Source organism: Bacteroidia bacterium, assembly GCA_023228875.1.
Taxonomy (GTDB): Bacteria; Bacteroidota; Bacteroidia; order NS11-12g; family UBA955; genus JALOAG01.
In genome coordinates, this window is record JALOAG010000001.1 from 252,441 (window position 1) to 275,298 (window position 22,858).

Annotated in this window: 21 protein-coding genes; 12 read left to right on the plus strand and 9 right to left on the minus strand. The window is 36.5% G+C overall.

All coding sequences use genetic code 11. From position 1 onward, the window contains the following. Positions 1-112 precede the first annotated feature (112 nt). The gene (locus M0R38_01150; GenBank protein ID MCK9480351.1) at positions 113-997 is read left to right on the plus strand and encodes a YicC family protein; all 885 of its coding nucleotides are present in this window, start codon (positions 113-115) and stop codon (positions 995-997) included. On the opposite strand, the gene rsfS is transcribed toward M0R38_01150, so the two are convergent. Beyond that, a complete protein-coding gene (gene rsfS, locus M0R38_01155) occupies positions 994-1,368 on the minus strand; it encodes a ribosome silencing factor (protein MCK9480352.1) in 375 nt (124 codons plus the stop codon). The two genes, M0R38_01150 and rsfS, sit on opposite strands and share 4 nt — an antisense overlap. Before the next feature lie 40 nt (positions 1,369-1,408). On the opposite strand from rsfS, the gene M0R38_01160 reads away from it, so the two are divergent. The 6 genes from M0R38_01160 to M0R38_01185 all read left to right on the plus strand — a co-directional run bounded on the left by M0R38_01160 (position 1,409) and on the right by M0R38_01185 (position 7,522). Continuing rightward, positions 1,409-2,188, plus strand: coding sequence for a biotin--[acetyl-CoA-carboxylase] ligase (locus M0R38_01160; protein ID MCK9480353.1), 780 nt, complete (start codon positions 1,409-1,411; stop codon positions 2,186-2,188). Further along, positions 2,176-2,892 carry a type III pantothenate kinase gene (locus M0R38_01165; GenBank protein MCK9480354.1) on the plus strand — a complete coding sequence of 239 codons (717 nt, stop codon included), beginning with the start codon at positions 2,176-2,178 and terminating at the stop codon, positions 2,890-2,892. The genes M0R38_01160 and M0R38_01165 overlap by 13 nt, the downstream gene beginning before the upstream one ends. Continuing rightward, on the plus strand, positions 2,879-4,273 hold the full coding sequence (locus tag M0R38_01170; protein MCK9480355.1) for an outer membrane protein transport protein: 1,395 nt from the start codon (positions 2,879-2,881) through the stop codon (positions 4,271-4,273). The genes M0R38_01165 and M0R38_01170 overlap by 14 nt, the downstream gene beginning before the upstream one ends. Before the next feature lie 5 nt (positions 4,274-4,278). After that, positions 4,279-5,700 (plus strand): hypothetical protein, encoded by a 1,422-nt coding sequence (locus tag M0R38_01175; GenBank protein MCK9480356.1) that lies wholly within the window; start codon positions 4,279-4,281, stop codon positions 5,698-5,700. Positions 5,701-5,907: 207 nt separating this feature from the next. Then, a complete protein-coding gene (locus tag M0R38_01180) occupies positions 5,908-6,621 on the plus strand; it encodes a hypothetical protein (GenBank protein MCK9480357.1) in 714 nt (237 codons plus the stop codon). A 10-nt stretch (positions 6,622-6,631) separates the two neighbouring features. After that, positions 6,632-7,522, plus strand: coding sequence for a metallophosphoesterase (locus M0R38_01185; protein MCK9480358.1), 891 nt, complete (start codon positions 6,632-6,634; stop codon positions 7,520-7,522). Between the two features lie 10 nt (positions 7,523-7,532). On the opposite strand, the gene M0R38_01190 is transcribed toward M0R38_01185, so the two are convergent. The 5 genes from M0R38_01190 to guaA form a co-directional block, all read right to left on the minus strand. After that, positions 7,533-7,718: a hypothetical protein gene (locus M0R38_01190; protein ID MCK9480359.1), complete on the minus strand. Its 186-nt coding sequence runs from the start codon at positions 7,716-7,718 to the stop codon at positions 7,533-7,535. A 19-nt stretch (positions 7,719-7,737) separates the two neighbouring features. Beyond that, a complete protein-coding gene (gene lysA, locus M0R38_01195; protein ID MCK9480360.1) occupies positions 7,738-8,964 on the minus strand; it encodes a diaminopimelate decarboxylase in 1,227 nt (408 codons plus the stop codon). 106 nt (positions 8,965-9,070) lie between these two features. Then, a complete protein-coding gene (locus M0R38_01200; GenBank protein MCK9480361.1) occupies positions 9,071-10,222 on the minus strand; it encodes a hypothetical protein in 1,152 nt (383 codons plus the stop codon). A 3-nt stretch (positions 10,223-10,225) separates the two neighbouring features. Further along, positions 10,226-11,521, minus strand: a complete 1,296-nt coding sequence (locus M0R38_01205; protein ID MCK9480362.1) for an ABC transporter substrate-binding protein — start codon at positions 11,519-11,521, stop codon at positions 10,226-10,228. Continuing rightward, positions 11,478-13,004: a glutamine-hydrolyzing GMP synthase gene (guaA, locus tag M0R38_01210; protein ID MCK9480363.1), complete on the minus strand. Its 1,527-nt coding sequence runs from the start codon at positions 13,002-13,004 to the stop codon at positions 11,478-11,480. Before guaA ends, M0R38_01205 begins: the two co-directional genes overlap by 44 nt. Positions 13,005-13,144: 140 nt before the next feature. Between guaA and M0R38_01215 the strand changes: the two genes are divergently transcribed. Continuing rightward, positions 13,145-13,816 carry an MgtC/SapB family protein gene (locus tag M0R38_01215; protein ID MCK9480364.1) on the plus strand — a complete coding sequence of 224 codons (672 nt, stop codon included), beginning with the start codon at positions 13,145-13,147 and terminating at the stop codon, positions 13,814-13,816. A 5-nt stretch (positions 13,817-13,821) separates the two neighbouring features. Here M0R38_01215 and M0R38_01220 read toward each other — a convergent pair whose 3' ends face one another. The 3 genes from M0R38_01220 to M0R38_01230 form a co-directional block, all read right to left on the minus strand. Beyond that, positions 13,822-15,516, minus strand: a complete 1,695-nt coding sequence (locus M0R38_01220) for a sodium:solute symporter (GenBank protein MCK9480365.1) — start codon at positions 15,514-15,516, stop codon at positions 13,822-13,824. A 202-nt stretch (positions 15,517-15,718) separates the two neighbouring features. Continuing rightward, positions 15,719-17,014, minus strand: a complete 1,296-nt coding sequence (gene tyrS, locus M0R38_01225; GenBank protein ID MCK9480366.1) for a tyrosine--tRNA ligase — start codon at positions 17,012-17,014, stop codon at positions 15,719-15,721. Between the two features lie 6 nt (positions 17,015-17,020). Further along, on the minus strand, positions 17,021-18,064 hold the full coding sequence (locus M0R38_01230; GenBank protein ID MCK9480367.1) for a quinone-dependent dihydroorotate dehydrogenase: 1,044 nt from the start codon (positions 18,062-18,064) through the stop codon (positions 17,021-17,023). A gap of 163 nt (positions 18,065-18,227) precedes the next feature. On the opposite strand from M0R38_01230, the gene M0R38_01235 reads away from it, so the two are divergent. From M0R38_01235 to M0R38_01250, 4 genes are all read left to right on the plus strand, one after another. After that, the gene (locus tag M0R38_01235; protein MCK9480368.1) at positions 18,228-19,010 is read left to right on the plus strand and encodes a succinate dehydrogenase cytochrome b subunit; all 783 of its coding nucleotides are present in this window, start codon (positions 18,228-18,230) and stop codon (positions 19,008-19,010) included. A 21-nt stretch (positions 19,011-19,031) separates the two neighbouring features. Beyond that, positions 19,032-21,041: a fumarate reductase/succinate dehydrogenase flavoprotein subunit gene (locus M0R38_01240; GenBank protein MCK9480369.1), complete on the plus strand. Its 2,010-nt coding sequence runs from the start codon at positions 19,032-19,034 to the stop codon at positions 21,039-21,041. A 6-nt stretch (positions 21,042-21,047) separates the two neighbouring features. Next, positions 21,048-21,797 carry a succinate dehydrogenase/fumarate reductase iron-sulfur subunit gene (locus M0R38_01245; protein ID MCK9480370.1) on the plus strand — a complete coding sequence of 250 codons (750 nt, stop codon included), beginning with the start codon at positions 21,048-21,050 and terminating at the stop codon, positions 21,795-21,797. A gap of 95 nt (positions 21,798-21,892) precedes the next feature. Next, positions 21,893-22,765 carry a rhomboid family intramembrane serine protease gene (locus tag M0R38_01250; GenBank protein ID MCK9480371.1) on the plus strand — a complete coding sequence of 291 codons (873 nt, stop codon included), beginning with the start codon at positions 21,893-21,895 and terminating at the stop codon, positions 22,763-22,765. Positions 22,766-22,858: the final 93 nt, after the last annotated feature.

Sequence of the window (22,858 nt, forward strand, 5' to 3'; positions counted from 1 at the left end):
CCATAATATTTACATACATTTCTATACTTCACAAGATTAGAATGTTAGATTTTGCCATAGAAAGGGAAAATTCAACAGTAACATTTATCGCACATCATATACTTTTGCCCCCATGTCCACACTACGCTCAATGACAGGATTTGGATTTGCCGAAGGCTCAAATGGGAATCTGAATATTAAAGTTGAAATACGTTCTCTCAATGGAAAGTTTTTTGAATGTAACATCCGTACTCCTAAAATATTCCGTGATAAAGAAACCGAGATAAGACAATGGGCAACCGAAAAAATTGGTCGAGGCAGTATTCAAATCAATATCACTGCTGAGTTTTTGAATCAAGAAAACCTTTCTAGCCAACTTTCTATTAATCATGCAATTGCGCTGCAATACAAGAAACAGATTGATGAATTTTTAACTCAATTACAAATACCACAACCCGACATTTTTCAATATATAATGCAATTGCCAGAAGTTATAAAAATTGAAGAGAATAAGACAGAAAGCGAAGATTGGAAACTGGTAATGCAAGTGTTGGAAAATGCCTTTGAACAATTTGATGATTTTAGATTAAAAGAAGGAGTTGCTTTGGCTACAAATCTTTCAGAACATGCCCAAGCTATCAATAAACACTTGCAATCCATCATTGCTTTAGATCCTGAGAGAAAAACCAATATACAATCTAAGCTTCAAAAGTCAATCGAGGAGATTGGCGATAAAGCCAAAGCAGACCCCACTCGCTTTGAATACGAATTGTTGTACTATTTAGAAAAGTTAGATATTGGAGAAGAAGTGAGCCGATTGGGTCATCATATCCAATATTTTTTAGACACAATAAAAGGAGAAGCATCCGGTAAAAAATTAGGTTTTATCAGCCAAGAAATGGGAAGAGAAATTAATACTCTTGGCTCTAAGGCTAACTATTTCTCAATGCAAAAACATGTTGTAGAGATGAAAGATGTTTTAGAAAAAATCAAAGAACAGACACTCAATGCACTCTAAAGGACATCGTCAAATTCTGTAATTTCAGCATCCCCCCATAATTCTTCTATTGCATAAAAATTTCTTTTGGGCTCAACAAAAATATGTGCAACTACATTTATGTAATCTATCAATACCCACTCATTTCGTTCAGTTCCCTCAATATGCCAAGGTTTTTCTTTGAGTTTCTTTCTAACTGTTTCTTCAACACTGTCTGCAATAGACTCTACATGTCTGTCAGAAGTGCCATGGCAAATAACAAAGCAATCCGTGAAGCCTGATTTGAGTTTTCTAAGGTCAAGAATTTTAATACTCTTTGCTTTCTTTTCTTGCATTTCTGCAACTATCCCCATGACCAAAAGGTCGGTTTCATCAGATTTCTTTTTATTCATATAAAGATATTAATTTTGCGCCCATAAATTTTAATTGATTTTGAAAGGGACAAATTTATACAAGGAAGAGATAATTGCAGGTTATCGTTGCAAGTTTTTTGATTCAGTAGGTTCTACCAATGATTTCGCAAAAGAAATTTTAGAGGAAATAACAGCCTACCTACCTGCTACCATTATTGCCGATCATCAAACTGACGGCAAGGGACAAATGGGCAATCACTGGGAATCTGAAGAAGGCAAAAATTTATTGCTAACCGTAGTTATGAAGCCAAACTTCAGCCTGTCGGAAGCTCTTTTTAGAATCAATTATATATTGACCTATAGCATGATTTGCACACTACGTAGTGCATTTAACATGCCTGCACAGCTAAAATGGCCTAATGATATTTTTCTTGAAGATAAAAAGATTGCAGGGATTTTGGCTGAGACCACCATTGCCGGAGAGAAAATTAACACCATAATTGGTGGTATTGGTTTGAATGTAAATCAGACTTTCAAAGACACACAATCCAAATTCCCTGCAATTAGTATGAAAGACTATGCAGGCAAAGAGTTTGATATATCGCTTGTTATTGAAGAATTTCTAAAAAATTTGCGTGAAGTTACTGACAAGACCTCTTTTTCTTCTTTAAATTTTTTAGAAGAAAAAATAAGTCAACTGCTTTGGAATAGAAACTTGCAACAGGAGTTTGTTGAACGAGACACAAATAAAAAGATTTATGCATTTCCTGACAAGTTTTGTTCTGACCACCGTTTGCTTGTAAAACATAACGGAATTTTCAAAAAACTTACTCGTGAAAACTATCAATGGTTGCCTTGATTTGTGTTGACATTGGCAACCAGAACTTAAAATTTGCCAAGTTCAGCGCAAATGGAGATATGATTGAAGTGCAATCAACTCCAAAAACAAATTCACTTTCAATACTGGACACACTGTCAAACCAAGTTCCAATCATCCTCTCTGATGTGAGTGGAATTACAGACTCAATGGAGTTAAAAAATACAATCACACGTGTGCATGCGGAGTTAAAATTGCCTTTCAGCATAGGATATAATTCAACAACAACATTGGGCACAGACCGATTGTGCAGTATTGCCGGTGCGTCATATTTAAAACCCCAAAGTAATTGTTTGGTATTTAATTTAGGTACATGTCTTACCATTGATTTTATTGATGATGCAGGTAATTATAAAGGTGGAAATATTTCACCGGGTTTGACGTTACGATATAAATCTTTGCATGAATTTACTGCAAAATTACCCATGATTGCCCCCACCGATTCAACAGAGTTAATTGGTAAAAATACCTCTAGCGCCATTTCAAATGGGGTTCAAAACGGATTATTGGCTGAATTAGAATTCTATATTAATAGGTTTGCAAGTACCGCTCCTCAGCTTAATATATTTTTGACCGGAGGGGATGCAGTTTATTTTGAGAAGCAACTAAAAACAAAGATATTCGCAGCGCCCTATTTAACCCTGTACGGACTATTCAATATTGCAAAATTTAATGGCATCATATAAACAAACACTTCTTGCTGTCTTTTCAACTCTTACAATCGGGTTGCTGCATGCTCAAAATAACACCAACTCTCCTTATGCATATTCGGGTATTGGCGAAACAGAATATGGCTATATGATTCATAACAAAGCATTAGGTGGTGTTGCATCTTCAGTCTTTTCAAATAATCGTTACAATTTGGTAAACCCTGCGACTTTGGGTTTTATTGACAAAACAATCATAGATTTTGGTTTCAAAATTGAAAAAGGAACCCTGTCAACAGGTAGTGCTCACCGCGATTTCAACAATGGAAATTTTAATTATTTTAGTTTGGCTTTTAGAACATTGAACTTTAAAACCAGGCATAAAACAGACACATTATTCAATGCTGATCAATCAATTAAAAAAATCAGAAAATCAGAAAATCTTTTTAGTTGGGTTGCCGGTGTTTCTATTTCTCCTTATAGCAATATAGGAGGGGATTTTCAACAAAAACATGACACTTCTTTTGCATCATCCTTGATACTGCACAATGCATCCGGAGATTTGACTAGTGTTGGATTTAATAATGGTTTTAAAATTGGTGAATATGCAAGTTTGGGATATACGCTCTCTTTTATTTGGGGGCAAGTAAACAAAAACAAATTGGTTACATTTCCTGACTCACAAAACATTACTACAATTCAAGATTTGAAATTCACTGAATACAATGGTTTTGAACATAAGTTTGGATTAGGATTTAACATTCCTATTCAAAACAAATCAATTGTCAGTGCAGGAATGAGCTATAGACTTTCTCATTATTTAAATACAACGCAAACGCGGGTTGTCAGAAGTTCTGATTATAACATACAAGGTGTTTTGGTTCCATTAGACACAATTTTATTTACCGAAGGCAACAGAAGTAGTTCGCAGATACCGTCTTTTATGAGTGTTGGCTTAACCTATACACTTAAAGAAAAATTTAGTATTGGTGGAGAATATTCGTTCCAAGATTGGTCAAGTGTCATTGGCAAAGGCTGGACGGATGAGTTTGCTAAATACTCGAGAATCAGCATCGGACTAACCATTAATCCTGAGTCCAAACCAACATTGAGCATGCATAATCCCGAAATATATGTTGGTTTTACATCTGCTAAGCTGAGCGCAGTGTATCATAATGCAGCGGGCAAAATTGAACCAATCAAAGAGACTGGCATATCTTTTGGAATAGGTTTGCCTATCGTAAGAGATGTATTTACAATGGATGGTAAAAGAGAAAAATACAAGTCTATGCTCTATCTTTCTGGTGAATACCTTAAAAGAGGAGAAATAACAGACGGAAGAATTAGAGAAGACTTATTTAGAATCTCTGTAGGACTATCACTTACAGATTTATGGTTTATTAAGAGAAAATACAGATAAGTAACATGAAAAAGACCCACAGCATATTCATTAAAATGAACAAAGTTATTGTTTTAACATTGGTTCCACTATGGGCGTGTGCAGGCAACAAGACAGTTGCAACACCCAACAACACAAACCAACATAGTACCGACACGCAAATCACTGAGAATCCTCCTCCGGCTAATAGACCGGTTGAATGCTTACATCCTTTTGGAGAAAATCCTGAAGATTCGTTAGAAATGCGTAGAATCTTTTCTCTATATCAAGAAGGATATAGAAACAAACAGTACATGAGTGTTTATCCGCTTTGGCAACAAATTATGGCTAAAGCACCTTGTGCAAGATTGGGACCTTATGTTGAGGCAGAAACATTTTTTCCTCTGTTTCTAGCTGACAGCACATTAAAAGACAGACATGCAATTCTATTAGACTCATTCTTGGGTGTATTTCCTCAACGTATTAAATTTCACGGAGATGAAGGAGTTGTAAAAGGAAGATGGGCATATTATTTAAGCTTTTACCGTCCCAAAGAATACCAAAAAGTTATTGAACTCAGTGAACGTGCCATTGCATTAGAACAAAACAAACTTGAATATATTGTTCCTTCTACCTACATGAGTGCGATATTTAGTGCGTTTATTGATAAAAAAGCTACCAAAGAAGATATACTGAACGCGTATGATAAGATAGGGAACATCATGGATTTTAATGTAAACGCAAACGGTCCTTATGTACCTTATTGGAAGCAAACACAAGACTATATAGAAAACAACCTAAAAGGCTTTATTCAGAGTGAAGACATCGATCAAATTTTTCTTCCGCGTCTGAAAGCCAATCCAAATGACACAAATCTGCAAGAAAAAATAGTCAAGTTATACAGAGGAGCACAAGCATATAACAACCCAAATTATATTTCAGTGCTTAAAACAATATTTGAGAGGAATCCTGATGCTAAAACTGCTGAAGAGCTTGCCAAATACTTTGATAACAACAATGATTTAAAAGCTGCAAATCTTTATTACGAAAAAGCGGCTGACCTTTCTGACGATCCAAAGAAAAAAGAAGCATTGTATATCAGAATTTCATCTAATATGTTGAAAGCAAATAACTATGCACAAGCTCAAACCTATGCAAACAAAGTATTGTCTATTAATGGTCAAAATGGCTATGCGCTTATAATAATTGCAATGGCAAAATACAACGAAGCTGTTACCAATTGCACTGACCCGTTTGACAAAAAGGCTGCTGCTTGGGTGGTAATTGATTTATTGCAAAAAGCAATTAGCGTTGACCCCTCTGTGAAAGATGATGCACAAAGTCGCATTAATACTTATCAAAAACATGCACCTGACAAGGAGCTTGCTTTCTTTAAAGGCATTACAGAAGGACAGGCATACACCGTAGGTTGTATGAATGCTACTACTACGGTTAGGTTCTACGAATAAAACGTTAAAACTTTTTATTCGATTTAATTTTCCCTTGTTCCAACATTAAGAATACATTTTTGTATTTTGACAACAAACACTTTTGCATAATAGCAATGTAAGCAATGCAGATATGCTGCTCATTTCAATACAAGTCAAAGAAATAAAATTGCTGCAAGTAGCCTTTTTATCGAAAGTTGAACGCTATATTTGCTTGTATCTTATACTATGAGAGTTCGTATTGTCCTATTCTTGTGCTTTGCACTTTTGACTTCTTTCCAAGCATTGTCATACGGAGATGTTTCTATGCTTACCGGTAGAAACCATGCATCAATAGGGCAATTTGGCAAAATGAATGTCCTTGCAGGTCAGAAATATCGGGATTGGAATATTGAGGGAGGATTAGGCTTGGTATATAGCCGCACAATGCAAAATAGCCTCGAAGCAATGAGGTTTAAATTATCAAGACAAGTTGAAGTTAAGGATATAAACTTTAACACTTCTTTGTTTTATCAGTGGATGCCATATTCTGAGAATTTTTATGTCAATCAGTTTGGGATGCTTCTACAACATCAACATAAAAAATGGGATTATATCTTAGGGGTTAATTCAATGTTTATACAATTGCGAAAGCAGAATCAAACAGCAAATTCATTCCGCAAAACCCTCTGGGAGCCATTCAATGTTTTGTATAGCCTTACATACAAACAAGCTATTCATAAGAAAGTTGACGTCAAAGCTACCATTACCAATTTTGACTATTTTTTGATTTATCAAGAAACAAATCCGTTTATCCTTTTAGGTGGTTCTTATAACATCAATCCTAAACAAATTGTATTTCTTGATGTTGCATACCAAGAAGCAGGCTTGTTAAACATACGGGTTCAATCATTTGGGTATTATATTAGGCTTGGTTTTAGATACGGTATTACAAATAAGTAAGAGAAAGGACATGGTGTTTTTCAAACTACATTCAGAGTCAACTTTACACCATAAGAAAGCCTTCGTATTGTTGCCTGTATTGTGTGTTTTATTAAGTTCTTGTATTAAAGAAGCAGACTTTTCCGGATTTATTCGCTCTACAGACAGGGTGGAAGAAAGATTTCAGCAATCAATGGCATGGAATCAAAGTCATTCATACAAAAATATTGTTTTTCCTTCTGATGACTACAAACTTCTCATCACGGCTGATGTGCATATAGGAGGACCCAAAACACATCAAAATTTATTGAGTTTTGTGAATCGTGCTAAGTTACCCGACATTGCAGCTGCTGTTTATGTTGGTGATTTAGCAACAGGAAGAGAATCAGATATTACACTTTTTCAGTCCTTGTTGCCTTCCGACTCTATTACACCAAACTTCGTTATGGTAGGTAACCACGAACTGTATTTTGATGGGTGGAAAGCATTCTACAATCTGTTTGGCAGTTCTACCTACTACTTTACTATTACTACACCAAACAAAAAGGATTTGTTCATTTGCTTAGATTCAGGAGGCGGTACACATGGAGAAAGTCAATTGGCTTGGCTAAAAGAAATGCTCGATAAGTTGCGCTCTCAATATGACCGCTGTATTGTTTACTCCCATAGTAATTTGTTTCGCAAACACCATACAGCATCAACAAGCCCTACAATGGATGAGTTGTTTGTATTGCTGGATATTTTTGAAACGTACAAGGTTGATATGGTCATTACAGGGCATGACCATAAACGCGACATAAAACAACTGGGGAATATACAATACATTGTCTTAGACGCATTACGAGATGATGCAAAAAATGCTTCTTATATGCTTTTGCACAAGAATCATACGGGATTATACTTTCAGTTTATCAAACCTTGAGTACCTGACTTTATTGATTTTCAGGTAGCATAAAATCACTGCTATCCAAACTCATACTGTCTTGTTCTTGAACAGGATACTTGCCTTTAATAATAGAGTAATCTTTGTCAAAAGTGTTACTTAGCCAAATACCAATACCCACCAATAGACAGATAAAGAGAACAAAAATGATAAGTTTAGAAGTTTTATTTTTCATGTGGTTTTATCCAAGAGTATTACAGATTTTCCATTGTGTTCAACAAATCCTGCAAAGTCTCTCTTCTTCTAATCAATTTAGCTTTGCCATTCTTAATCATCACCTCTGCAGGTCTATAACGAGAGTTGTAATTCGATGCCATTGAAAATGCATAAGCACCCGCATTAAGGAAACACAAAATATCTCCTTCATGTACCTCACTCATTTTCCTGTCCATACCGAAAGTATCCGTTTCACAGATATATCCGACAACAGAATATATACGTTGTTTTCCTTCAGGATTGCTAACATTGACAATATGATGATAAGCATCATACAATTTGGGACGTATTAAATGGTTAAATCCTGAGTCAACACCTGCAAACACTGTAGAAGTTGTTTGTTTGACAACATTCGTTTTTACAAGAAAATATCCGGCTTCACTTACTAAAAACTTGCCCGGCTCAAACCATAGTTCAAGTTCTCTTCCATATTCTTTACAAAACTTTTTGAACCTATCGGCTATTTTATTTCCAATTTCTTCAATCTCTGTAATGACCTCATCCGGTTTGTATGCAATTTTAAAACCACTACCAAAATCCATGTACTGTAAATCAGTGAATTCAGCAGCGGCATCAAACAAGAGTTCTGCGCCATATAAGAATACGTCTGCATCCAAAATATCGGAACCTGTGTGCATGTGTAGTCCTTCTACCTTGATGTTGTAGCTTTTGACGATTCTGCTTATGTGTCGAACTTGATGAATGGAAATACCAAATTTTGAATCAATATGACCTACTGAGATATGTGCATTTCCACCCGCCATGATGTGTGGATTTAGTCGAACGCAAACAGGAATTTTATTGCCGTATTTATTGCCAAATTGCTCTAAAACCGAAAGGTTGTCAATATTGATTCTTACCCCTTCTTTTACTGCCATGTCGATTTCTTCCATTGAAACACAATTTGGAGTATAAAGAATTCTTTCCGGAGCAAATCCGGCTTTAAGTCCAAGCCATACTTCTTGAATAGAAACTGCATCTAATCCTGAACCCATTTTGTTAAACTCTTTTAACACGGCAATATTTGTCAATGCTTTACAAGCATAATTTAAACGTACCTTTATACCTGGAAATGCTTTGTATAATCTCTTATATTGACGCTCAAAGATAGCTGCATCATAAACATAAAGCGGGGTGTCAAACTCTTTTACTAAGTCATTCACTGCTACACCTCCAATACAATATTTTCCTTCTATCAATTCCATAAGGGGGGCAAAGGTATGATTTTAAGAAAAAACAGTTCTGCAATCAATATACTTTTTTCAAGGCTCTATTTAAGGTCTAGGGAAGATTGTGCAAGAGTTGCTTGCCTTATTCATTCTTTATTAAAGTTGCATGAAACAAAATATCTCCTCCTTGTTGTATGGTGTTGTAATATTTATGCTCTTGAACTGTCAATCCCATTGCATTGAAATAATCAAACTGCCCTTCATTTTCTGCTTCAAATACAGAGCAAGTGATATAATGTAACACACAACCCTTTTTCAGAAAAGGAAGTGCATGCTTCACAATACTTCGTTGCAATCCGGCATAATGTTCGACCTTGTTACACTTAAATCCAAGTATATTTTCAGGATTTCTACGCCATACTCCACTGCCGGAACATGGCACATCTGCAACGATTGTGTCAAAGTATGGATTTGAAACAGTTATTTGCTTTGTTTTATTTTGAAATGTAATGTCTTGAAGGTGTTCTGCAACATTGACTTCAGCAGCTAAAAATTCATCTATACCTTGATTCGCGGCTCTTTCTTGCAAATTTTCAAGTATAGAGCGTCTCACATCTGAAACATAGAATTGACAAGCAGAGTTACGTTCTTGCAGGTGTAAAACTTTGCCTCCTGCTCCTGCACATACGTCCCAACATTTACCACTAATTTCTATGTGCTTACAAATTTCTTGGGATGATAAATCCTGTACTTGAATCAATCCCATATTTATCAATTGTTCTAAGGGAGTTGCAGTGCCAACTGAAAATGTATTATCTGCAACTTCTTTTGCATTGCTTAAAACTGATAAATCAATCGTCTCTGCCATGCCTTTTTTTGTTTTTCTAAAGAACACCAATCCCGGCTGTATCACACTTTTGGCATACTCAATAACATCAAGCTCTTTGCTGAAATACATCCTGCATGGGAAAAAGTCGTTAAATCCATGCTCAGAATGTAAGATAGCTTGTTCTATATTCTCAAAATGTTCATCTTTTATAGGTATATCAGTGCTTTGAATCAGTCCTTTGCTGCGAAATGCAAGTCTGATTTTTTCTTCAATTCCCAATTTCGGCAACGTATTTCCAAATCTAAAATAACAGTAACACGCTTCGCGAATATTTTTACGGTCACGACTTCCAATCTTTTTATTCTTCTTAAAAAATTTAGATAAAAATAAATGAAAGGGTAGGCTAAAGTCATACGCAGCAATAAGTTCCACTGCTGTACTGATATGCTTGTCAATGATTGCCACGCATTAATTAATTTTTTCCAATTCAAAATCAGCATTAAGCCTTAGTAGATTCACAAACTTATTCGCGTATGAATCATTGCTCATATGGGTAAATTGAAATGAAGTATGTTTTAAAGGAAAAATATTGTCCTGAATATATGCGCCAAAATTACTTCCAAACGCAGACAGTGCTTCTACAAAGAAAAGTGCTTGGTCATATCCTATATAGGATAATTTCCCAGGCATCCCGCCATATTTATAAGAGTAATTTTCATTAAACAATAATATCTCAGAATCTTGTTGATTAACCGTGTTGTTATTATAAAACATCAAGTTGCATTTAGCCCAAGTAGCAAAAGGAATAATAGGGAAATCAAACCAATCGTCTAATCCCACAACCTGTACATGCTTCTTGCCTGCGACCAAGTTCAATAAATGATGAACTGAGACATCCGATTTTACAGGTGCGATTACAATAATGTCTTTTCCATCTGCAATCGTAGATTTTAATGCATCAAGTGTTACAGTAGGAAGTGTTTTTTTCATTTCAGTAAAAGCACGTACAAACGCTCTTCTGGCGGGGAAACCCTCAGCAGTATTGTCATTATATAAAACAAATTTATGCGAACCATAATATCGAATTAATTGTAAAGCAGCAAAATAATGGCGGTTGCTGTCATCGGATACAGGATTGAAAACCGGAACTGAAGTTCTGTTCTTTTTTGCATAAAACCTAAGGGGGCTGACAAGTGGAATTCCATATACGCTACAGTGTCGTTCTACTAATCTTAATTCATGGTCATACACTGGACCTATGATGAGGTGTATTTTTTTTAAATAGTCTTGTTTTAAAAGGTTTGCAACAACATTGGAGTCATTTTGGGAGTCAAAAACTTCTGTATGCACATTAACACCTTTATTTCTCAATTCTTCTAATGCCAATTCCACTCCTTCGAAGTACTCCATAGATACACTTCTGAGTTGTTCACTCAGCTTGCCGTCTTTGTTAAAACAAAATGGCAGTATCACTGCGATTTTATATTCGTCCACATTGGAAGCAGGAACTTGAAATGTTTGTCCCATAAAAACAACGGTATTGTTTTTATTATGCTTCTGATTTTTTTTGTTGTCGGTAACTACCACCACACCATTGGATTGCGTGTTGTGATTGGTTTGAATATCTTCAACCGGTTGTAATACAACCTCGCTCTTTCTTGTAGCACTTAGCGTACCGCAAGAAACAATCAGCAGAATACAAGAAATATATAAGAGGGATTTATTCCCACTCAATTGTTGCAGGTGGTTTAGAACTGATATCATATACTACTCTATTTATACCTTTCACATTATTAATAATTTTGTTGGAAATAGCAGCCAGAAGTTCATAAGGAATATGCACCCAATCTGCTGTCATTCCATCTGTAGAAGTTACTGCACGCAAACATACCGCATTTTCATAGGTCCTTTCGTCTCCCATCACACCAACACTTTGTACAGGTAGGAAAATAGCACCTGCTTGCCATATTTTATCATACCATCCTGAAGCCTTCAGTTCATTGATATAAATGCTGTCTGCTTCTTGCAGTGTTTTGATCTTTTCTTTTGTAATAGTTCCCAAAATTCTGATAGCTAATCCGGGTCCGGGGAAAGGATGTCTGCCAATGATTGTATGAGATAATCCCATCTCAGTACCAACTTTACGTACCTCATCTTTGAACAGATTGCGTAGAGGTTCCAGAATTTTTAAATTCATTTTTTCAGGCAAGCCACCAACATTGTGGTGAGATTTAATGGTAGCAGAAGGTCCGTTCACTGAAACAGACTCAATAACATCAGGATAAATAGTTCCTTGTGCTAACCACCGTGCTCCTTCTACTTGCATAGCTTCTTTATCAAACATTTCTACAAACACCCTGCCAATGATTTTGCGTTTTTGTTCAGGGTCGCTCACTCCTTCAAGCTGTGAATAAAAAGCCTCTGATGCATCCACGCCCTTTACATTCAAATTGAGGCTTTGATACGCTTGCAATACTTCTTCAAACTCACCTTTCCTTAATAGTCCGTGATTAATAAAGATACAATGTAAGTTTACTCCAATTGCTTTTGAAATTAAGACCGCTGCTACGCTTGAATCCACACCTCCCGACAATCCAAGAATCACCTTGTCATTGCCTACCGTTTGTTTTATTTGCTCAACGGTTTCTTGAACAAAGTTTGCAGGAGTCCAATCACCATTGCACCCACAAATATGATACACAAAGTTTTGCAAGATTGATTTACCTTCAATGCTATGTGTAACTTCGGGGTGAAACTGGATTCCAAATACATTCTTACCTTTGATTTGGAATCCTGCTATTGGAATAGAATCTGTGTTGGAAATTATTTCAAAATTGTCCGGTAACACAGTAATTGTATCTCCGTGTGACATCCACACTTGAGAAGACTGTGCAATACCGGCAAACAAGGCACAAGAAGTATTTGCTTCTAAAATTGCTCGTCCATATTCTTTGTTGGATGTTTTGCTGACCACGCCTCCTAAATTGTGTGCAATCAGTTGTGCGCCATAACAAATCCCTAATACAGGAAATCTGCTGCTCAAACTTTCTATATCTATCTGTGGTGCTGCAATATCATGAACGGAAGCCGGACTTCCGGAGAGTATTATCCCTTTTGTATTTTCATCCAACTGAGGAATTTTGTTATAAGGTACAATTTCACAATAAACATTAAGTTCTCTGAGTCGTCTTGCAATAAGTTGAGTAAGTTGAGAACCAAAGTCTAATACTAATATTTTCTGGTGCATAAGGGACTTTTGATAAGCGTACAAAAGTAAGCACTCAGGCTTATTATTTAAGATAAATTTAACAGGTTTTTAAATCATTGTAAAAAAGCGCCTTTCAATATTCTTTATCTTTGCTGACCTGAAAAAGTTTTGATATAAACATGCTTCCTTGGACAGAAATATTATTACGACTTTGTTTAGCATCTTTATTTGGCGCACTGGTTGGGTTAGAACGAGAACGCAAAAATTGGTCAGCAGGATTGCGTACTCACACAATGGTTGCATTAGGTGCTTGTTTGATAATGATAGTGTCAGCATTTGGATTTAGTGATGTGTTAGGAACTCCCCATGTAGAGTTAGACCCTTCGCGTGTGGCAGCACAAGTAGTCAGTGGTATTGGCTTTATTGGTGCAGGTACAATTTTATTTTTAAAACAAGGTGTCATTAGAGGATTGACAACAGCTGCAGGATTGTGGACTGTGGCAGCAATTGGATTAGCTACCGGTGGAGGGATGTACTTTGCAGCAGGTATGACTACGCTTATTTCTTTGATTGTTCTTTGGGGTATGCAAAGATTTGAACAGGTTTATTTCAAAAAATCAAAAAGAGTCAATCTCAGTATTATTACCACTCCTGATGCAAAAGATACAGATATGCTCAAAAGTCTATTCAACTCTGAACATATTATTATTCATGCCTTTTCGTTTGAAAAAAGCGATTCTGCGTTTACGTATCTGATTGAATTAGAAAACAATGACATCAGTAAGATTGAAAATCTTGTATCTGAATTGAAAAATAACAGCAGTATTAAAGAGATTAATTGGGCAAAATAATCAGGCTAATTCTTCTTTAGCTTTGGCATAAACAAATTAACTAATAGTCCAAGAAGTACTACCAGCGCACAACCTATCATATTCAACCAAAGGAAAGCAACAACATCCGCTTGATGCAAAGCAATAACAATCACTTCTGAGAGTACGGCAGCTATTAATACTGATTTTGGTTGTAAATGTTTTGCTATAAATGCTGCCACAAACACACCCAATATTGTTCCATAGAATAACGAACCCAATAGGTTTACAGCTTCAATCAAACTGTTTAAATGCGTTGCTAAGAACGCAAATAACACCGCTATCACCCCCCAAATCGCTGTGGCAATTTTTGATACAATAACATAGTGTTTGTCGCTGGCATTAGGTTTGAAAAGTCGTTTATAAAAATCCACCACCACAATACCGGACAGTGCATTCAGCTCAGAAGAAGTTGAACTCCAAGAAGCGGAGAAAATAACAGCAATCAGTAACCCTATCAACCCAATCGGGAGGTTATGCAATACGAAATACAAAAAGATATAATTTGTGTCATTGACATCAGCTGTAGGAATTGCTTTGCTTATCAATTGTTTTGCATCGATACGCGCTAAATGTTTTTTATGCTCGATTTCCTTGAGTTGCGCAGCCACAATAGTTGCTTCGGCTTTACTTCCCTGTTGTTCTAATTCTAAATATTGTCTGGCAATTTGTCGATGTTCATCGCCTAATTTATCAAAGTGAGCATTTAACTCTTGGTAGTCTTGTGCATAAGGAGTCTGTTGAACCTTTTCAATCAAGGTGTTATTAAAAACAAGCGGTTGCGGGCTAAAAATATAAAATACATATAACGCCACCCCAATAAACAGAATTCCAAACTGCATCGGCACTTTTACAATGGCATTCATCAACAATCCTTGAGTGCTCACTTTGACTGATTTGCCCGCAAGATATCGTCCCACTTGAGATTGGTCTGTTCCAAAATAACTTAATGCCAAAAAGAAACCACCTAACAAACCACTCCACAGATTGTATTTATCATTCAAATCAAAAGTAGTTACCAGCGCATTTAACTTTCCTGTTTTCCCTGAAATATGCAGAGTCTCCATAAAGCCAATATCATCAGGCATTAACTTAAAGATCATATACCCGGCAAATAACATCCCGGCAAGGATTACTATCATTTGGTGAAGTTGAGTCTGTGCAACTGCCTTAGCGCCTCCGCTAAGGGTGTAAATCACAACTAACAATCCCGTCAGAGCACATGTTAGATATATGTTCCAACCCAATAAGGAAGACATTACCAGTGCCGGTGCATAAATCGTTAAACCGGTTGCAAGCCCCCTTTGCAGTAAAAACAAAAAGGCAGTAAACACCCGCACTTTGACATCAAACCGTTGTTCTAAAAATTCATAAGCGGTTATTACCTTGAGTTTGTGATATGCCGGAACTAAAACAGCAGACACCACAATCATTGCTAAGGGTAATCCAAAATAGTATTGAACGAATCGCATTCCGTCAGTAAAAGCTTGTCCGGGAGCCGACAGAAATGTAATCGCGCTTGCTTGGGTTGCCATAACAGAAAACATAATGGTGTACCAAGGCAATGAATTATCGCCTAAGAAATAGCCTTTTAAATCCTTTTGACCTCGGCTCTTATATATTCCGTAAACGGTAATGAAAGTGAGTGTAGATAATAATACGGCCCAATCAATCCAAGACATAGTTTACGAAAATGAATAGGTGAACAACCCGAATATTAAAATAAGAAAGACCAGCCATAAGAAGACAAATAAAAACCAGCGATTAGCTCCCTTAAAAGGTTCTTGGTATTTCATAAAGTGCAACAAATAAAGGGCTTATAATTGAATACAACAATACAATCGGATAGACGCTTGGTTTCTTCTGTGCTAATGCAACAGTGTGCTATTTCACAACGACTAAAAAGTAGTTTTTCTTGCCTTTTTGAATCAACAAGAATTTATCAAAAATCAAATTGTTATTATTGATAGAAGCATCAGTATCAGTATGTTTGACTTTGTTCAAACTTAATGCACCTGCTTGAATCATTTTTCTTGCCTCACTTTTTGAAGGAAAGATTTGTGTTTCTACTGCCAATAAATCAAGTACGTTGATTCCGGCAGCCATGATTGAACTTGAAGTCTCAAAAGTTGGCACACCTTCCATCGCACTCCTAAACGTCTTTTCTCCCAAAGACAAAACATCTTTTGGGTCAGAATTTCCAAAAAGAATTTGAGATGTTTTTACTGCTGTGTCATATTCATTGGATGAATGTACTAAGGTTGTTAATTCCTGAGCCAGTGTTTTTTGAAGAAGTCGCAAATGCGGCTCTTGTTCGTGTTGAGCAATGAGAGCCATTGTCTTTTCTTTGTCAAAATCTGTGAATACTTTAATGAGTTTCACTGCGTCTTCATCACTGACATTTAACCAAAATTGGTAAAAAGTAAAGGGACTGGTTTTTTCGGGGTCAAGCCACACATTACCGCCCTCAGACTTGCCGAATTTAGTACCATCGGACTTGGTGAGCAAAGGAGCTGTGAGAGCAAAAGCTTCTCCTCCTCCCATTCTGCGAATCAATTCAGTACCGGTGGTAATATTTCCCCATTGGTCACTACCACCCATTTGAAGTTTGACACCAAAATTTGAATAAAGGTGGTAAAAATCATATCCTTGAATCAGTTGGTAAGAGAACTCTGTAAATGAGATTCCTGTCTCCAAGCGGGTTTTCACCGAGTCTTTAGCCATCATATAACTGATGGAAATGTGTTTACCTACTTTTCTAATAAATTCGAGAAAGCTAAAGTCTTTAAACCAATCATAATTGTTGACCATTTGAGCGGGATTTTCGCTTGACTGAAAATCAAGAAACTTTTCTAATTGTTTCTTGATGGCAGCTTGGTTGCGCAACAGTACATCCTGATCAAGGAGATTTCTTTCAGCCGATTTTCCAGAAGGGTCTCCAATCATTCCGGTGGCACCACCCACAAGAGCATAGGGTTTATGTCCAGCTTTTTGTAGTCTTCTAAGTAAAAATATTGCAACTAAATTTCCCACATGTAGGCTGTCCGCAGTAGGGTCAAACCCTATATATCCGCTCACTTTTTCGGTTTGTAACAATTTTTCAGTTTCAGGAAAAGTATCGTGAACCAACCCACGCCAGCGCAATTCCTCAACAAGATTATATTTTGGTGTAAATGCCATTGTAAATTATCTGTTTTGTAACTCTTTTAATATATCTCCAATTAGTGCCGGACCTTGATACACAAATCCTGTATAAATCTGTATAAGTTCTGCTCCGGCATTCAATTTTGCTAAAGCATCTTTTCCTGAGAAAATACCTCCGACACCGATGATTATTTTTTCTTCATTGAGCATTTGACGAGCTTGGGCTAAAAGTTTGGTTGATTTTTCAAAAAGCGGTTTGCCGCTCAAACCGCCTACACCTATTGTCTCCAATTCTTCTTTAGATGTTTTTAAATCGGTTCTGCCTATAGTAGTATTTGTCAAAACAACACCTTCTAGAGAAGTTTGGTTGACAAAATGAATCACATCAGCAAGTTGCTCATCAGTCAAGTCAGGAGCAAATTTTACGAACACAGGTACATGTAGCTTGCCTTGTTTTTTGAGCAATTCACGTGTATGTAATAAAGGAGTAACTATATGTCCCAACTCATTGGTGCTTTGCAAATCTCTTAGTCCCGGTGTGTTAGGAGAGCTTACATTGATAACAAAATAGTCCACGTAGTCATACAAAGCATCAAAACAGAGTTGATAGTCATTGACAGCAAATTGATTTTCAGTAATTTTGTTTTTGCCGATATTTCCCCCAACAACTAAACCTTTAGGTCTTTTCTTAAGCCTTTCTTTGATAACATTCAGTCCGCTGTTATTAAACCCCATTCGGTTAATAATTGCTGCATCTTTAACTAATCTAAATAATCTTGGCTTTGGATTACCGTCTTGTGGTTTTGGTGTAACAGTTCCAACTTCAACAAAACCAAACCCCAATGCTTGCCATACATTGAGATATTTGGCATCTTTATCAAAACCAGCTGCTAATCCAACAATGTTTGGAAATTCAATGCCTGCAATCAGTTTTGGCTGTTTACCCGTACTCCAATTACCCAATGATTTCTTAACTATGGAGAGCCCGAATGGAACTTTAGTTAAAAATGCCAATAACGACATTGTAAAATGGTGTGCCCGTTCGGCTTGCATTTTAAACAAGATATTTCTGACAAGGTTAAACATTCTTGTTGAGTTAAAAGGGTTGCAAAAATAATGAAAGAAGTGGTTTGCGGTAAATAGGTTTTAAAATAAGCATTCTACATAGAATGATTTTAAATTAGAAAAAAGAATTTGCCATTAGACTATAATTATAATTTTGCACGTGTCAAAAACATAACCATACAAAATGAGTGCAAATTCAAATTTTTTCAGTTCATCTGTTGGGAAAAAGGTTCTGATGGCTCTCACCGGACTTTTTCTCATTCTTTTTCTACTTATCCATTTAATAGGCAATTTACAATTACTAAAAAATGATGCCGGCTTAGCTTTTAATAGTTATGCAGCATTTATGACCAGCAATCCGCTAATCAAAATTGTGTCATGGGGTACTTATATAATCATTCTCATTCACGCAATAAGAGGAATAACAATAGAAAGAGCCAATCGTGCAAAACGTTCAACAAAATATGTAGTAGCAAACTATAAAAGAAGTACCCATTGGACTGCGCGTAAAATGGGGCTATTAGGCGTAATTGTTCTATTATTCATCATTATGCACATGAGTGATTTTTGGTGGAAATATAAATTTGGAGAAACACCTTGGTCAAAATATACAATAGAGCTTGCAACCGGTGAACTTAAAAACACTGAAGACGCTACAAACTTAGGTGTTATTCATTTCACTAAAGTTGTTGACCCAATTTCTGCAACTGAGATTGTTATAGCAAAAGATTTATATAAGAAAGTAGTTGAGACTTTCTCAAACATCTTCTTTGTGTTGTTCTATGTAATCTCAATGTTGGCAATTGCTTTTCACCTATGGCATGGATTTGCAAGCGCGTTTCAATCACTTGGATTGAATCACAAAAAATACAACCCACTTATTCATGGAGTAGGCAAGGCATTTGCTATAATAGTTCCAATACTTTTTGCCCTGATTCCTATTATTATGTTTTTTTATCATCAATAATCAAATAAGAAAAGTCTAATCATGAGCGATAATAAATTAAATTCAAAAGTTCCAGAAGGTCCATTAGCAGACAAGTGGACTAATTATAAAGATCATATCCGTTTAGTAAACCCTACAAATAAGCGTTTAATTGACGTAATAGTTGTGGGTACCGGATTAGCAGGTGCATCTGCTGCAGCCTCTTTGGCAGAAATGGGATACAAAGTCAAAACATTTTGTTTCCAAGATTCTCCCAGAAGAGCTCACTCTATTGCAGCTCAAGGAGGTATCAATGCTGCTAAGAATTACCAAAATGACGGAGATTCCACTTATAGATTATTTTATGACACGATTAAAGGAGGAGACTACCGTTCACGCGAGGCAAATACCTACCGATTGGCAGAAGTCTCTGCTAATATTATAGACCAATGTGTTGCACAAGGTGTTCCATTTGCTCGTGAATATGGTGGATTACTTGACAACCGTTCTTTTGGAGGTGTGCAAGTATCCCGAACTTTTTATGCAAAAGGTCAAACAGGGCAGCAATTACTCTTAGGAGCTTATTCTGCACTCAATAGACAAATCAGTAAAGGCAATGTAACTTCATATACACGACATGAAATGCTTGACTTAGTGGTTGTTGATGGAAAAGCACGTGGAATTATAGCAAGAAATCTCATTACAGGTGAAATTGAAAAACATGCTGCACACGCTGTTGTACTATGTACCGGAGGTTATGGTAATGTTTTCTTCTTATCTACAAATGCAATGGGTTCCAATGTAACTGCTGCTTGGAAAGCACATAAAAAAGGTGCTTATATGGCTAATCCTTGTTATACGCAAATACATCCAACATGTATTCCGGTTTCAGGGCATTACCAGTCAAAGCTTACACTCATGTCAGAGTCATTGAGAAATGATGGAAGGATTTGGGTGCCAAAGAAAAAAGAGGATGTCGAAGCTATTAGAAACGGATCAAAGAAACCAAAAGATATTCCTGCAGAAGACAGAGACTATTACTTAGAAAGACGTTATCCTGCATTCGGAAACTTGGTTCCCCGAGATGTTGCATCAAGAGCGGCAAAAGAAAGATGTGATGCAGGTTTTGGAGTGAACAAAACCGGAGAAGCAGTATTTCTTGATTTTGCAAGTTCGTTCGAACGATATGGACAAATTGAAGCCCATGTACAAGGACTTCACAATGCAAGCAAAGAAGAAATCATTGCATTAGGTAAAAAAATTGTAGAAAAAAAGTACGGAAATCTTTTCCAGATGTATGAGAAAATCACTGCGGAAAATCCTTATGAAACACCTATGAAAATTTATCCGGCAGTTCACTACACTATGGGTGGACTATGGGTTGACTATAATTTAATGAGTACCGTGCCCGGCTTATATGTATGCGGAGAAGCTAATTTTTCAGATCACGGAGCCAATAGATTAGGTGCATCTGCTCTAATGCAAGGGTTGGCTGATGGATATTTTGTTTTGCCTTATACAATTGGCGACTACTTAGCTGATGACATCAGAACCGGCAAAATATCTACCGATTTGCCCGAATTTGTTGAAGCAGAACAAAAGGTTAAGGACACTATTGAGAAATTGTTCAGCATCAAAGGCACCGAGTCCGTTGATAGTTTCCACAAACGTTTAGGCAAAATTATGTGGGACAAATGTGGAATGGCAAGGAATGCAAAAGGATTACAAGAAGCGATTGAAGAAATCCGTGCATTGAGAGAAGAGTTTTGGAAAAATGTACGTGTAACCGGACAGCCCAATGAATTGAACAATGAGTTAGATAAGGCAATGCGCGTTGCAGACTTTCTAGAACTTGGAGAGTTGATGTGTATGGATGCGCTCAACAGAAATGAATCGTGTGGAGGACACTTCCGCGAAGAGTATCAAACACCTGATGGTGAAGCACTGAGAGATGATGAAAACTTCACCCATGTTGCTGCTTGGGAATTCAAAGGTGAGCCAAGCCAATCACTGCTACACAAAGAAGAGTTAAAATTTGAAAACATAAAATTAGTCCAAAGGAGTTATAAATAATATATCATGAAACTTACATTAAAAATCTGGAGACAGAGAAATAAAAACGCTCATGGCGAAATGAAATCTTATCAAGTGGATAACATCTCTGATGATATGTCTTTTCTTGAGATGATAGATGTATTAAATGAAGACTTGGTGGAAAAGAATGATGATCCGGTTGCATTTGACCACGATTGCCGCGAAGGAATTTGTGGAATGTGTTCGATGGTAATCAATGGTCAACCTCATGGACCCGGCAAAGGAATAACAACTTGTCAATTACACATGCGTGAATTTAAAGACGGAGATACAATTTATATTGAGCCTTTCCGTGCAGATTCATTTCCAATTGTAAAAGATTTAGTTGTGGATCGTTCTGCTTTTGATAGAATTCAACAAGCCGGAGGTTATATCTCAGTTAACACCAGCGGTAATACAATCGATGCGAATACAATACCGGTTCCAAAAGAAAATGCTGACACAGCCTTTGATTCTGCTACTTGCATAGGGTGTGGAGCATGTGTTGCAGCATGTAAGAACTCTTCTGCAATCTTATTTGTCAGTGCTAAAGTTTCTCAATTTGCATTACTGCCCCAAGGTGAGACTGAAAGAAAAGAAAGAGTGCTGAAAATGGTTGAACAGATGGACCAAGAAGGCTTTGGTTCGTGTACCAACATAGGTGATTGCGCTGCAGAATGTCCTAAGGAAATCAGCCTAGAAAACATTGCACGACTAAACCGAGAGTACCTCGCTGCTTCGTTGAAAAGTAAATAAATTTTATCAGAACTACCTTACTTTAAAACAACTCACATAATTTCTGATTCAATTATTGAGTTGGTAGAATAGGTTTTATCTTTGCAAGGTCAAAGATGAGAAGTCTTATTGAAGATATAAAAGCCGGATTTAATAAAGGAAATAATGCCTTACGCAAACTAATTATCATCAATGCTGTTGTATTTATTATCACAGCCATTTTAGGGAAGTTTCCTTCATCATGGATAAAGACTTTGTTAGAAAGCATTTCGCTGCCACATAGATTTCAAGACTTTATTTTGCAACCATGGTCAATTTTGACCTATATATTCTTACATGCTGGTTTCTGGCATATATTATCCAATATGTTATGGTTGTATTTTATTGGAGAAATATTCCGAAGTTTTGTTGGCAACAAACACATCTACCGAACTTTCCTTTGGGGTGGAATTACAGGCGGCATACTATTCTTACTCGTACTTAATCTTTTGCCTCATTATGCAGATATGACTTCGTCAATCCACTTAGTAGGTGCATCGGGTGGAGTAACTGCAATCATTGTTGCTGCTGCTGTTTTTACACCAGAGTTTGAGATTAGACCATTTGGATTATTCAACATTAAACTCAAATGGATTGCAATTGCATTTATAGTTTATAACTTGCTATCTTTAGGAACCGGAGACAATGATGGTGGTATTCTTGCACATCTTGGAGGTGCAATTTTTGGCTATTTATATGTGAAATGGATGCGTGGACAACTTCCTTTACCCGATTTCACAGGGATTTTTAATTTCAAAAAAAGAGGTACAAAACCCAACCGTAATTTTAAAGTACATATTAATCCCAATAGACAGCCTCAAACAAATAGTAGCATTGAAACATCTCAAAAGGAGATTGATATTATTCTTGACAAAATCTCTAAATCGGGGTATGACTCTTTATCTAAAAAAGAGAAAGAATTACTTTTCAAGGCAAGTAAGGAGTTATAACACACTGCCCGCAATATTTTTGATTAATTTTGAGGGCAAAGCATTGTATATTAAATACTGATTATATATTTGCTTCTTTAAAATTTGTACCTA

Coding starts and splice junctions, on each gene's coding strand:
- M0R38_01150 (MCK9480351.1), top strand. CDS start 113: ATGTCCACACTACGCTCAATGACAGGATTTGGATTTGCCGAAGGCTCA.
- rsfS (MCK9480352.1), bottom strand. CDS start 1,368: ATGAATAAAAAGAAATCTGATGAAACCGACCTTTTGGTCATGGGGATA.
- M0R38_01165 (MCK9480354.1), top strand. CDS start 2,176: ATGGTTGCCTTGATTTGTGTTGACATTGGCAACCAGAACTTAAAATTT.
- M0R38_01170 (MCK9480355.1), top strand. CDS start 2,879: ATGGCATCATATAAACAAACACTTCTTGCTGTCTTTTCAACTCTTACA.
- M0R38_01175 (MCK9480356.1), top strand. CDS start 4,279: ATGAAAAAGACCCACAGCATATTCATTAAAATGAACAAAGTTATTGTT.
- M0R38_01180 (MCK9480357.1), top strand. CDS start 5,908: ATGAGAGTTCGTATTGTCCTATTCTTGTGCTTTGCACTTTTGACTTCT.
- M0R38_01185 (MCK9480358.1), top strand. CDS start 6,632: ATGGTGTTTTTCAAACTACATTCAGAGTCAACTTTACACCATAAGAAA.
- M0R38_01190 (MCK9480359.1), bottom strand. CDS start 7,718: ATGAAAAATAAAACTTCTAAACTTATCATTTTTGTTCTCTTTATCTGT.
- lysA (MCK9480360.1), bottom strand. CDS start 8,964: ATGGAATTGATAGAAGGAAAATATTGTATTGGAGGTGTAGCAGTGAAT.
- M0R38_01205 (MCK9480362.1), bottom strand. CDS start 11,521: ATGATATCAGTTCTAAACCACCTGCAACAATTGAGTGGGAATAAATCC.
- guaA (MCK9480363.1), bottom strand. CDS start 13,004: ATGCACCAGAAAATATTAGTATTAGACTTTGGTTCTCAACTTACTCAA.
- M0R38_01215 (MCK9480364.1), top strand. CDS start 13,145: ATGCTTCCTTGGACAGAAATATTATTACGACTTTGTTTAGCATCTTTA.
- M0R38_01220 (MCK9480365.1), bottom strand. CDS start 15,516: ATGTCTTGGATTGATTGGGCCGTATTATTATCTACACTCACTTTCATT.
- tyrS (MCK9480366.1), bottom strand. CDS start 17,014: ATGGCATTTACACCAAAATATAATCTTGTTGAGGAATTGCGCTGGCGT.
- M0R38_01230 (MCK9480367.1), bottom strand. CDS start 18,064: ATGTTTAACCTTGTCAGAAATATCTTGTTTAAAATGCAAGCCGAACGG.
- M0R38_01235 (MCK9480368.1), top strand. CDS start 18,228: ATGAGTGCAAATTCAAATTTTTTCAGTTCATCTGTTGGGAAAAAGGTT.
- M0R38_01240 (MCK9480369.1), top strand. CDS start 19,032: ATGAGCGATAATAAATTAAATTCAAAAGTTCCAGAAGGTCCATTAGCA.
- M0R38_01245 (MCK9480370.1), top strand. CDS start 21,048: ATGAAACTTACATTAAAAATCTGGAGACAGAGAAATAAAAACGCTCAT.
- M0R38_01250 (MCK9480371.1), top strand. CDS start 21,893: ATGAGAAGTCTTATTGAAGATATAAAAGCCGGATTTAATAAAGGAAAT.